The following is a 12,054-nucleotide window of genomic DNA, read 5'->3' as shown; positions in this document are numbered from 1 at the left end:
AACTCAAAAAAGCCCTAGCCAATCATAGCCAGGGCCTTAGTAATGTCGATTAACACTATACCTTACATAGTTCTACATAACACTTTTCGCCTGTTGGACAATATCAATCAATGGCTGTGGCCAAACACCGAGGAACAACACCAGTAATGCGGTAAGCAGCACAACAATACCGCCGGAGGTTAACGCCCAGTTTCTTGGTGTATCGCGATTTAGTGCTTTCGGTGCTGGCAGGTATAAACTCACCATCACACGCAGGTAGTAATAAAGACCTATCGCACTTCCCACTACCACTGCTCCGGTCAGCCACCACAATCTGGCCTCAACACCTGTTGCAATAACATAGAATTTACCGATGAAACCGAATGTCAACGGTATTCCCGCCAGTGACAACATCATAATCGTCATAACAGCCGACAGGATTGGTTTATGCCAGAACAGGCCACGGTAGGAGAATAGTGATTCAGCGTCAGGGCCTCTGTACGGGCTGGACATCAGGCTGACTACACCAAATGCACCAATGCTGGCAAGCAGATAGCCCGCCAGATAAAGACCCGCGGTCTCTTCTGCCAGAGTATGATCTTTAATGGCGATTAATACCACCAGCAAATAACCCAAATGGGCAATGGATGAGTAACCGAGCAGTCGTTTGATATTGCTCTGCGTCAGTGCCAATAAGTTACCAAACAGGATAGAGGCGATTGCAATGACAGTTAACACTATGCGCAAAGTCTCGCTGTCGGTCACTGGTGCTTCAATAAACAGACGCATTACTACGGCAAAGATAGCTACTTTACTTGCCGTCGCCAGAAAGGTCGATACTGGTGCCGGCGCGCCCTGATAAACGTCAGGTGTCCAAAGCTGGAAAGGAACGAGGGAAAGCTTGAAACCCAGACCCACAATCATCATTCCCAATCCAGCCAGAACCAGCGGTTCATAAAGTTTACTGTCACTCAGGCTTCTGCCCAGTGATGCAAAGGACAGATCACCTGATTCAGCATACAGCAGTGCAATACCGAATAACAGGAATGAGGATGCCGCCGCAGACAGCAGCATATACTTGATACTCGCTTCCAGTGAACGTCTTTGGCGGAATGCGTAACCGATCAAGCCAAACAGTGGCAGAGTAATCAGCTCAATACCGATAAACAGTGATGCCATGTGGTTGGCAGAAGAAAGCAGAACTCCTCCGGCAGCTGCAATCAACACCAGCAGATAAAACTCTTCTTTGTTATCGGGATAATTTTCCAACCATGAGTAGGCGAATGTCGTCGTCGCAAGGCTCGCAATCAGCACCAGAGCAGTATAGAACATTGCAAAACGATCCACATGGATCAGTGGAGTAACATCCATCGGCTCCTGCAATCCAACAAAATAGAGAGAAAGCAGGGCTAGGTTTAAACCGATCACTGTCAAGGTAACATTGGTGAAATGATCGCGTCGCCATGCAATGGACAGCATCACCACCACCACCGTCAATCCGACGATCAATAGCGGCAACAGTGCGATCAATTGTTCAGAAGTTATTGTCATGGCGAATTACGGCCCTGTAGTTAAAAGTGAAGCTGAATACCAGTTCTGGATGTTGCTCATCGCCGCAGCCGAGGTATCAAGGATGGGTTGCGGGTAAACACCAAGAATAACCAGCAAAACAACCAGCAACAGCAAAATAGAAATTTCTCGCGCATCCATCCGTGGTAATGGTTCATCTGATTTCGGCGTTCCGTAATAAGCCTTCTGCATCAGGTATAAGGCGTACACGGAGGCAAAAACTAAACCAAACACGGATACCGTAGTAACTAAAGTGAATTTACTGAAGCTGCCGAACAGGATCATAAATTCACCAACAAAGTTACCGGTTCCCGGCATACCCAATGTTGCCACAGCGAAGAACAGAGATATCGCTGGCAACAATTGAATTCTTGCCCACAGGCCCCCCATCTGACGCATATCACGAGTGTGCAGACGCTCATATAACTGACCACACAGGATGAATAGCCCCGCGGCGGACAAACCATGTGCAATCATCTGGATCACCGCGCCCTGATAAGCCAATTGGCTGCCAGTATAAATAGCGATCAGGACAAAGCCCATGTGTGAAACACTGGTATAAGCAATCAGGCGTTTGATATCGGTCTGACTGAAGGCCATCCATGCTCCATAGAATATGCCGACAACACCCAGCCACATCGCAATCGGTGCAAATTCCGCAGAGGCTTGTGGAAACAAAGGCAGACTGAAACGCAGCAGACCATATGCCGCTGTTTTCAGCAAGATCCCCGCGAGGTCAACAGAGCCGGCAGTTGGTGCCTGACTATGGGCATCCGGCAACCACCCGTGCAAAGGCACAACCGGCATTTTCACGGCAAATGCGATGAAGAATCCCAACATCAACAGATATTGGACGGTATGCGACATCGGGGTATCCAGCAGTTTTTCATAGCTGAATGACCATTCTCCGGTTGCATCATGGTAGATGAAAGCCAGTGCCAGAATCGAAATCAACATCACCAGACCACTGGCCTGAGTATAAATGAAGAATTTCGTCGCGGCTGTAATACGGGTTTTGCCCTGTGAACCTCTGTGACCCCATAGTGCGATCAGGAAATACATCGGCACCAGCATCACTTCCCAGAAGAAGAAGAACAGGAACAGGTCGATGGCAAGGAATACGCCCATCACACCACCAAGGATCCACAATAGGTTTAGATGGAAGAAACCCTGGTATGGCTGGTTCTCATTCCACGAACAAAGGATTGCCATTAAACCCAATAGTGCAGTCAAGACCACCATCAACAGTGACAGGCCATCCAGAGCCAAATGGATGGAGATGCCAAAACGTGGTATCCACGGCAGCAGAAACTCTGATTGCCACTGTGGAATACCTTGTGGGTTGGTCAGCGTATAGCCTCCCTGCAACCAGAGGTACAGAGAAAGCAGCAGAGTCAGTCCCATCGTCAGAAACGCTATCCAACGCGGCATACGGGTGCCGAAGCGCTCTGCCTGCCAACACAGCAGGCCTCCGATGAAGGGCAGAAGAATTAGCCAAGGTAGTAGCATGGCGCAATGTGTCCCTTAATTAAATCAAAAGCAGCAGAGCTAAAACCAGCACTGCACCCAACCCCATAGAGGTAGCGTACCAACGGATTTGTCCGTTCTCACTTAAACCAAGCCCTTTATTGCCCCAACGTGACAATACGGCAGGGATATTCATCAATGAGTTCAGAGGATCATCCCGCAACAATTGTGTAATACCTTTGAATGGTTTTACAAATATCCAGTCATACAGAGCATCAAATCCCCAGGCGTGGAACCACCATGTGGAGAAGAAACGCCCCGGAGCACTGTTTGCTGTCGCATTAACCAAACCACGTTTGCCAAGATACAAGGCTGCGGCCAGCAAAATGCCAAGTACGGCAACCACACCGGAAACAATTTCCAGTGTCATTTTGCCATCATGTCCTGCGGTACTGTTTTCCGGCGGCAGAACACCCACCAAAGGTGGTACAATCTGCGCTCCCACAAAAGTAGACAGCACTAACAGCACTGACAGTGGCAAGGTATGAGTAATTCCTTTAACTGAATGCGCTTTGGTATTTTCTTCTCCATGAAACACGATAAAGATCATACGGAAGGTATACAGTGAGGTCATTAGTGCACCAATCAGCCCTGCAAGCATCAGATTCATATGACCATTTGCCAGTGCGCCCCACAGAATTTCATCTTTACTGTAGAAACCTGCTGTCAGCAAAGGCAGAGCGGATAACGCCGAGCCCCCCACCAGGAAGCAGAGATACACAAATGGAATACGTTTACTCAATCCCCCCATTTTGAAAATGTTCTGCTCATGGTGACAAGCCAGAATCACCGAGCCAGAGGCAAGGAACAGCAGTGCCTTGAAGAACGCGTGGGTCATCAGATGGAAGATAGCCGCATCCCATGCCTGTACGCCTAATGCCAGAAACATATAACCAATCTGGCTCATAGTGGAATAGGCAAGTACACGTTTGATATCAGTCTGAACCAGTGCTGCAAAGCCTGCCAACAGCAAAGTAACCGCACCAATAATGCCAACCAGATACAAAATATCAGGTGCCATTAAGAACAGAACATGACTGCGAGCAATCAGATAGACACCTGCGGTAACCATGGTCGCCGCATGGATCAAAGCAGAAACCGGTGTTGGGCCTGCCATCGCATCTGCCAACCATGTTTGCAGTGGTAACTGAGCCGATTTACCTACCGCACCGCCCAGAATCATCAAAGTTACCCATGTGATTGCAGTAGAACCCGCTTCGATATGTTGTGGTGCCAGTACCGCCAGTTCGCGGAAACTTAACGTACCGAGCTGGTCGTAGAGGATAAACATTCCAATTGCGAGGAAGACGTCACCCACTCGTGTCACGATAAAGGCTTTCATCGCCGCAGCACCATTGGCAGGTGTTTTATAGTAAAAACCGATCAACAGGTAACTACACAACCCCACCCCTTCCCAACCGAGGTACATCAGCAACATGTTATCTGCCAGAACCAAGACCACCATGCTGGCGATAAACAGGTTGGTATAGGCGAAGAAACGAGAGTAACCTTCTTCACCACGCATATACCATGAAGCATAAATGTGGATCAGGAAACCAACACCGGTTACTACACTCAGCATGGTTAATGACAGCCCATCCAACACCAGATTGACTGGAATACTGAAACTATCTACGCTCATCCAGTTCCACAATGTCTGGCTGTAAACAAACCCACCTGCTTCATTTTGAGCCATACTGTTCTGGGAGAAAAAGTCCATCCCGACCCAAAGTGTGACTAGTGCTGCCAGCCCGACAGAACCAATTCCAATGGTTGCTGATAGATTTTCAGACCAGCGGCCACGGGAGAATGCCAACAGTAAAAATCCCAATAGTGGCAATAGAATTGTTAAATAGAGTAAGTTCATCCGCGCATCTCACTGACTATATCAATATTCAGGTTCTGGCGACGACGGTACAACTGTAGTAACAGTGCCAGACCGATACTCGCCTCAGCTGCTGCCAAAGTAATGGCCAGAATGTACATCACCTGACCATCAGGCTGGAGCCAATAACTACCAGCAACGACAAATGCCAGCGCTGAAGCATTGATCATGATTTCCAGACCTATCAGCATAAACAGCAGATTGCGGCGGATAATCAGGCAAGTGAAACCCAATGCAAATAGAATAGCCGCCAGAATCAGACCATGTTCCAAAGGTATCATTGTTGGTCCTCCACACGATTGCTGATCACTTCACCCTGACGGCTTTCACGACCAACGTGGTAAGCCACCACAAGCCCGGCCAGTAATAGCAGGGAAGCCAGTTCTACTGCCAGTACATAAGGCCCGAACAGGCTGATGCCCACTTCTTTGGCACTGACTACTTCACCACTAATTTCAGCCTCCGGCAGACTGTTAATGGCAAAGATCAAGACAATCAATAAAATGGTTGAAAGAATAGCCGGGCCAATCCAGACTCTCGGTTTCAACCATTCCCTTTCTTGTTCAACAACAGATTTACCAAGGTTCAGCATCATCACGACAAAGACGAACAGCACCATGATCGCCCCTGCATAAACGATGATTTCCAATGCACCAGCAAAGTAAGCCCCCAGTGAAAAGAACACAACTGAAAGGGCCAGCAGGGAGATAACCAGATACAGCAACGCATGCACTGGATTGGTGTGCGTTATTACCCTGAGTGTTGCGAGGATGGCAACCAGCCCTGCGATATAAAATGTGAATTCCATGAATATCGTTCCTTATGGCAACAGGCTTTTAACGTCGATAGGTTTGGCTTCATTGTCGGCTTCACCTTTATCTTTGCCATCAATCGCCATACCTGTCTTACGGTAAAAGTTATAATCAGGGTATTTACCCGGCCCGGAAATCATCAGGTCTTCTTTCTCATACACCAGATCCTGACGTTTAAATTCACCCAACTCAAAATCCGGTGTCAATTGGATAGCGGTAGTCGGGCAGGCTTCTTCACACAATCCACAGAAGATGCAACGCGAGAAATTGACGCGGAAAAACTCAGGATACCAGCGGCCATCTTTATTTTCGGCTTTTTGCAGGGAGATACATCCCACCGGACACACTGCCGCACACAGGTTACAGGCAACACAACGCTCTTCACCGTCAGGATCACGCGTCAGAACGATGCGCCCACGGTAACGGGGTGGCACATAAACCGGTTCTTCCGGATACATTTTTGTTTCGCGTTTATGGAAGGCATGAAGCCCTATCATCCAAATACTGCGTACCTGGGTGGCAAAACCAACCAATAACTCTTTTAATGTCATGGTTCAATCACCCCTTTATTGAGCGTTGTATAAAATCACTGCGGCAGTCGCCAGCAGGTTGAATAAAGTTAACGGCAGACAGATTTTCCAGCCGAATGACACCACCTGGTCATAACGCGGGCGCGGTAACGAAGCACGGATCAGGATGAACATCATCATAAAAAATGCTGTTTTCAGCGCAAACCAGACGAATGGAGGCAGAAAAGGCCCATGCCAGCCACCAAAAAACATTGTGACGATTAAAGCGGATACCGTCACAATACCGATATATTCCCCGACAAAAAACATACCGAACTTCATGCCGGAATATTCGATATGATAACCATCTGCCAACTCTTGCTCTGCCTCCGGTTGGTCAAAGGGATGACGGTGACACACCGCAACACCGGCGATAGCAAAGGTCAAGAAACCAAAGAACTGGGGAATGATATTCCACAAATGTTGCTGTGAATTAACGATGTCCACCATGTTGAAAGAGCCAGCCTGTGCCACTACTCCCATCATGGATAGCCCGATGAACACTTCATAGCTCAGTGTCTGTGCTGACGCACGCATAGCTCCCAACAAGGAATATTTGTTGTTACTTGACCAGCCAGCAAATAACACGGCATAAACAGCCAGGCCCGCCATCATCATGAAAAACAAGATACCGATGTTCAGATCTGCTGCCATCCACGTCGGACTTACCGGTACAATGGCAAAGGCCAGTAACAGGGAACAGAACCCGATGACAGGCGCCAAAGTAAAGATCATCCGATCAGAGAAACGTGGAACCCAGTCCTCTTTGAAAAACATTTTGATCATGTCAGCAACAAGCTGCAATGACCCCCCCCACCCTACGCGGTTTGGCCCGTAGCGGTTCTGGAACAGCCCAAGTAAACGACGTTCACCAAAACTCATAAACGCCCCACAGGCAACCACGACCAGCAAAATGACAACCGCTTTCAGAACAGAAATCAAAATCTCAATTAATTCGGGAGTAATCCAATTCATTATGCAACCTCCCGTAAGTTATTAACTGATTTACCTGCCAGAACGGGTGGAATGCCCGGCATTCCCAACGGCAGGCCAATCTGCCCCTGAGCAAGATTGCCGCTTAAACGCACAGCTAAGCGTAATTGCTGCCCCGCACAATCAAATGCCATCATGGAACCTTCCTTTACATTCAGCTTTTCAGCATCCTGACGATTGATCATCACATATGGCTCAGGCATACGTTCCTGAATGACATCTGCACGCTGAGACAATTCCTCACTACCGAACAAGTGGAAATAAGGCGCGATGTACCATTCATTCTTCTGTGCAGTAAAAGTGGCCGGAATACTGTCAAAGTAGTTCAAGCCTCCATCGACCGTCTCAATCAGACGTACTCCAGGATCACCGAAACGCAGTTTACCCCCCACTTCTGCCTGGAATTTGTTCCATGCCTGTGGTGAGTTCCAACCCGGTGCCCATGCAAATGGAATTTGCTGACGTTCAGCAAATGGGTTGTTGTTACCTTCCATTGAGAAAGCAAATGCGGTGTCGATATCCTGTGGCTGACGCTGTTCATGAACACTGATATTGGCAAGCATCGCAGTACGGCCACTGTAACGATGAGGTGAACGAGCCAGTTTCTGACCACGGATACGAAATGTGGCATCTGGTGCTGCATTAACGATGCCTTTAAATTGCGGCATCTCTTTGACACACGCTTCAATCACATGGTCGAGCTGAGTCCAGTCCGTCTGGCGTTGTGTATAGGTTGTATACAAAGAGTGCATCCAGCGCCAGCTTTCCAGCATGACAACCGATTTGTCATAGAATGCAGGCTTATACACCTGGAAGTAACGCTGAGCCCGACCTTCCTGATTAACCAGAGTACCGTCGCTTTCAGCAAAACTAGCAGCTGACAGGATCAAATGTGCCTTATCCATGATGGCAGTGCGTTGATGATCAACAACAATCAGGTTTTTCAGGCTATCCAGAGCGCTATCAATTTTATCGGCCGGAGCATGACGGTAGAGATCATTTTCCATCACAATAGCAGTATCTGAGTCCCCTTTGGCAATGCGCTGTAGGGCTACATCCAGCGATTGTGCTTCCATCATCGCCAAACCAAGACTATTCGCATACGCTGCAACATAAGAAAGACCGACATTAGCGCCGTTATCTTTCAGCGCCCATGCAATATTAGCGGCTGCCTGAATCAGGGTATCACTGCCTGCATTGCTGCCACTGATAATCAATGGCTTTTTCGCTTCACGCAAGGCTTGAGCAACGAGTTCTACTTTCGCTTTCAGCTCATCCGGCAAATCATTGACGGCAGGAGCTATCCTGTTCAGGGCATGTGCCACAGCAAAACCGAAGCGGGCCTGATCATCAACCGGCGCATGGTAATTCCATGCCGCAACGTCATCCAGACGGGTGCTATCGACGCTGGTTAAGAACAGAGGATACTTGGCATGTTGGCCGATATTCATTACAGCCGCAATTTGCCAGTCTGCTACTTTCTGAGCTGCCGCCATCTCACGAGCTTTGCCCTTGACTGCCTGACGTACTGACAATGCCATACGGGCTGCTGTTTGGGTCAGATCTTCACCCAGAACCAACACTGCGTCATAATCTTCAATTTCACGCAGAGACGGAGTATAAACACCACCTTGTTGCAGAATTTCCAGCATCATATCAAGACGATATTGCTCTTCCGCTGAAATGCCACTGTAAAAATTCTCTGCACCGACCAATTCACGCAGTGCAAAATTACTTTCGATACTGGCACGTGGTGAACCGATACCAATAGCGTTTTTCGCCTGACGCAGAATATCCGCCCCACCCTGCATAACCTGCTCAGCATTCAGCGAAATCCATTGATCGCCGCGAAGCTGTTGTGGTTGGCGAGGACGATCTTTACGGTTGACATACCCATAACCAAAGCGACCACGGTCACACATGAAATAGTGGTTAACCGTACCGTTATAACGGTTCTCGATCCGGCGCAATTCTCCGTAACGTTCCCCCGGACTGGTGTTACAACCGATACTGCACTGTTGACAGATACTCGGTGCAAACTGCATGTCCCATTTACGGTTATAACGCTCTGAGTGCGTTTTATCAGTGAAAACACCTGTCGGGCAGATTTCAACCAGGTTACCGGAAAATTCACTTTCCAGCGTGCCATCTTCAGGACGACCAAAATAGACGTTGTCATGAGCGCCGTAAACGCCCAAATCCGTTCCATCCGCATAATCTTTGTAGTAGCGGACACAACGGTAACAAGCGATACAACGGTTCATTTCATGAGCAATGAATGGCCCCAGTTCCTGATTTCTGTGAGTACGTTTGGTAAAACGATACTTACGGAACGAGTGTCCCGTCATCACTGTCATATCCTGCAAATGGCAGTTTCCGCCTTCTTCACAAACAGGGCAGTCATGGGGATGGTTAGTCATCAACCATTCCACGACACTTGCACGGAACTGTTTTGCTTCTTCATCATCAATGGAGATATATGTGCCATCTGAAGCCGGTGTCATACAAGACATTACCAGACGACCACGTGTATCTTCTGCGTTTTGATATTGCTTAACCGCACACTGGCGGCAAGCGCCAACGCTTCCCAGCGCTGGATGCCAGCAAAAATAAGGTATATCAAGCCCCAATGAGAGGCAGGCTTGTAACAGGTTATCAGCCCCGTTTACATCATAATCTTTGCCGTCTACATGTATCGTAGCCATAGTCAGCATGCTTCCCAATGGCCTGCCGTGGCAGGCGTTAATCAAAAATTCTGCTTTAACAAACCGTTCTTACGAGCCATTCTTACAGGTTATTCCTGCAAACCCGCCTTACCAACGCTGCTTAAGCAGGTTCGGCTGAATGCCCGCAATCAGGCTGGTATTTCCGTAATCTTTGGTGACAATCCCCGCTTCAAATTCTTCGCGGAAGTATTTGATCGCACTCTGCAAAGGTTCTACGGCACCAGGGGCATGAGCACAGAAAGTTTTACCGGGGCCAAGAAAACGACAGAGTTGTTCTAAAGTTTCGATATCACCAGGCTGGCCTTTCCTCTCTTCAATGGCGCGGAGAATTTTCACACTCCAGGGCAGACCATCACGGCATGGTGTGCACCAGCCACAGGATTCACGGGCGAAGAACTCTTCAAGGTTGCGGGTCAGGGAAACCATATTAATTTCATGGTCAACTGCCATTGCAAGAGCCGTTCCCAAACGACTGCCAGCTTTGGCGATATTTTCGAAATCCATCGGTAAATCAAGGTGATCTTCCGTCAGGAAATCGGTCCCCGCCCCCCCTGGCTGCCAAGCTTTGAATTTCAGCCCATTACGCATACCACCAGCATAATCTTCAAGAATTTCACGGGCTGTAGTGCCAAAAGGCAGTTCCCAAAGGCCAGGATTTTTGACCCGGCCAGAGAACCCCATCAGTTTAGTGCCGGCATCTTTACTTTTGCCTTCACTTAGGCCGATGTACCACTCTTTACCATATTCGAGGATGGCCGGAACGTTACACAGCGTTTCAACATTATTGACACAGGTCGGTTTTCCCCAGACACCAGCGGTTGCCGGGAATGGAGGTTTAGAACGAGGGTTCGCACGACGCCCTTCAAGGGAGTTAATCAGTGCAGTTTCTTCACCACAGATATAACGTCCCGCGCCGGTATGAACAAACAGCTCAAAATCAAAACCGCTGCCCAGAATATTTTTGCCAAGCAACCCTGCTGCTTTCGCTTCTTCGATTGCTTTACGCAGGTGAACCGCAGATTCAACATATTCACCACGCAGGAAAATATAACCACGGTATGCTTTCAGGGCAAAAGCACTGATCAGCATTCCTTCCACCAGCAAGTGCGGTAGTTGCTCCATCAACAAGCGGTCTTTATAAGTGCCCGGTTCCATTTCGTCAGCATTACACAACAGGTAGCGGATATTCATGCTTTCATCTTTTGGCATCAGGCTCCACTTCAACCCTGTGGAGAAACCTGCGCCACCGCGCCCTTTCAAACCGGCATCTTTTACTAATGTGGTGACTTCATCAGGCGCCATGCCTTTCAGTGCTCTTTCGGCTCCCTTGTAACCATTCTTGCTACGGTATTCATCCAGCCAGACAGGTTGTTGGTCATCACGCAACCGCCATGTCAGGGGATGAGTTTCCGCCGTGCGGATAATTTCTTTCACTCCTGAATGCGTTGTCATTGATACTGCTCCAGCAATTTTTCAATTTCTTCGGGTTTCACATAACTGTGGGTATCATCATCAATCATCATAGTTGGCCCTTTATCACAGTTACCCAGACAGCAGGTTGGTAATAGAGTGAAACGCCCATCTGCTGTAGTTTGACCCGGACGAATGTTCAGGTGTTTTTCTATTGCTGCCTGAACCCCCTGATAGCCCGTGATGTGACAAACAACACTGTCACAATAACGAATAATGTGACGCCCTACTGGCTGACGGTAAATCTGACTGTAAAATGTCGCCACACCTTCCACATCACTGGCAGGAATACCTAAAACCTCAGCAATGGCTGAGATCGCACCATCCGGCACCCAACCACGTTGTTTTTGCACAATTTTCAGTGCTTCAATTGACGCTGCACGCGGATCTTCGTAGTGGTGTTTTTCCTGCTCAATGGCATCACGTTCTCCGGCACTCAGTACAAACTCATTCAGTGTCTGAGCGCCCGTTACGTTAACCACATCAAGGCGTGCCTGCTTGTTTGCGTTAAATTCACTTTGCAT

10 protein-coding genes are annotated in these 12,054 nt (G+C 48.4%); all 10 read right to left on the bottom strand.

What is annotated here, in order from left to right:
- Positions 1–72: 72 nt before the first annotated feature.
- The 10 genes from nuoN to nuoE all read right to left on the bottom strand — a co-directional run bounded on the left by nuoN (position 73) and on the right by nuoE (position 12,054).
- Positions 73–1,530 carry an NADH-quinone oxidoreductase subunit NuoN gene (nuoN, locus tag BDD26_RS12450; RefSeq protein WP_038268162.1) on the bottom strand — a complete coding sequence of 486 codons (1,458 nt, stop codon included), beginning with the start codon at positions 1,528–1,530 and terminating at the stop codon, positions 73–75.
- A 6-nt stretch (positions 1,531–1,536) separates the two neighbouring features.
- Positions 1,537–3,057, bottom strand: a complete 1,521-nt coding sequence (gene nuoM, locus BDD26_RS12445; protein ID WP_115826695.1) for an NADH-quinone oxidoreductase subunit M — start codon at positions 3,055–3,057, stop codon at positions 1,537–1,539.
- A gap of 19 nt (positions 3,058–3,076) precedes the next feature.
- A complete protein-coding gene (gene nuoL, locus BDD26_RS12440; protein ID WP_115826694.1) occupies positions 3,077–4,942 on the bottom strand; it encodes an NADH-quinone oxidoreductase subunit L in 1,866 nt (621 codons plus the stop codon).
- Positions 4,939–5,241 (bottom strand): NADH-quinone oxidoreductase subunit NuoK, encoded by a 303-nt coding sequence (gene nuoK / locus BDD26_RS12435; protein WP_038268170.1) that lies wholly within the window; start codon positions 5,239–5,241, stop codon positions 4,939–4,941. The genes nuoL and nuoK overlap by 4 nt, the downstream gene beginning before the upstream one ends.
- Positions 5,238–5,768, bottom strand: a complete 531-nt coding sequence (nuoJ, locus tag BDD26_RS12430; protein WP_038268173.1) for an NADH-quinone oxidoreductase subunit J — start codon at positions 5,766–5,768, stop codon at positions 5,238–5,240. The genes nuoK and nuoJ overlap by 4 nt, the downstream gene beginning before the upstream one ends.
- Positions 5,769–5,780: 12 nt before the next feature.
- Positions 5,781–6,323 carry an NADH-quinone oxidoreductase subunit NuoI gene (gene nuoI / locus BDD26_RS12425; RefSeq protein WP_038268176.1) on the bottom strand — a complete coding sequence of 181 codons (543 nt, stop codon included), beginning with the start codon at positions 6,321–6,323 and terminating at the stop codon, positions 5,781–5,783.
- 15 nt (positions 6,324–6,338) lie between these two features.
- Positions 6,339–7,316, bottom strand: a complete 978-nt coding sequence (gene nuoH / locus BDD26_RS12420; protein ID WP_038268179.1) for an NADH-quinone oxidoreductase subunit NuoH — start codon at positions 7,314–7,316, stop codon at positions 6,339–6,341.
- On the bottom strand, positions 7,316–10,039 hold the full coding sequence (gene nuoG, locus BDD26_RS12415; RefSeq protein ID WP_115827558.1) for an NADH-quinone oxidoreductase subunit NuoG: 2,724 nt from the start codon (positions 10,037–10,039) through the stop codon (positions 7,316–7,318). Before nuoG ends, nuoH begins: the two co-directional genes overlap by 1 nt.
- A gap of 108 nt (positions 10,040–10,147) precedes the next feature.
- The gene (gene nuoF / locus BDD26_RS12410; protein ID WP_115826693.1) at positions 10,148–11,512 is read right to left on the bottom strand and encodes an NADH-quinone oxidoreductase subunit NuoF; all 1,365 of its coding nucleotides are present in this window, start codon (positions 11,510–11,512) and stop codon (positions 10,148–10,150) included.
- Positions 11,509–12,054 (bottom strand): NADH-quinone oxidoreductase subunit NuoE, encoded by a 546-nt coding sequence (nuoE, locus tag BDD26_RS12405; protein WP_170140404.1) that lies wholly within the window; start codon positions 12,052–12,054, stop codon positions 11,509–11,511. Before nuoE ends, nuoF begins: the two co-directional genes overlap by 4 nt.

It is taken from the genome of Xenorhabdus cabanillasii, assembly GCF_003386665.1.
GTDB lineage: Bacteria > Pseudomonadota > Gammaproteobacteria > Enterobacterales > Enterobacteriaceae > Xenorhabdus > Xenorhabdus cabanillasii.
Note: the sequence above shows the minus strand (reverse complement) of the source record. Positions and strands in the feature narration are given on the sequence as shown.

Bases quoted from the DNA above. Each gene is read 5' to 3' on its own strand.
- nuoJ (WP_038268173.1), bottom strand. From the start codon at position 5,768: ATGGAATTCACATTTTATATCGCAGGGCTGGTTGCCATCCTCGCAACA.
- nuoH (WP_038268179.1), bottom strand. From the start codon at position 7,316: ATGAATTGGATTACTCCCGAATTAATTGAGATTTTGATTTCTGTTCTG.
- nuoF (WP_115826693.1), bottom strand. From the start codon at position 11,512: ATGACAACGCATTCAGGAGTGAAAGAAATTATCCGCACGGCGGAAACT.
- nuoG (WP_115827558.1), bottom strand. From the start codon at position 10,039: ATGGCTACGATACATGTAGACGGCAAAGATTATGATGTAAACGGGGCT.
- nuoL (WP_115826694.1), bottom strand. From the start codon at position 4,942: ATGAACTTACTCTATTTAACAATTCTATTGCCACTATTGGGATTTTTA.
- nuoN (WP_038268162.1), bottom strand. From the start codon at position 1,530: ATGACAATAACTTCTGAACAATTGATCGCACTGTTGCCGCTATTGATC.
- nuoE (WP_170140404.1), bottom strand. From the start codon at position 12,054: ATGCAAAGTGAATTTAACGCAAACAAGCAGGCACGCCTTGATGTGGTT.
- nuoI (WP_038268176.1), bottom strand. From the start codon at position 6,323: ATGACATTAAAAGAGTTATTGGTTGGTTTTGCCACCCAGGTACGCAGT.
- nuoK (WP_038268170.1), bottom strand. From the start codon at position 5,241: ATGATACCTTTGGAACATGGTCTGATTCTGGCGGCTATTCTATTTGCA.
- nuoM (WP_115826695.1), bottom strand. From the start codon at position 3,057: ATGCTACTACCTTGGCTAATTCTTCTGCCCTTCATCGGAGGCCTGCTG.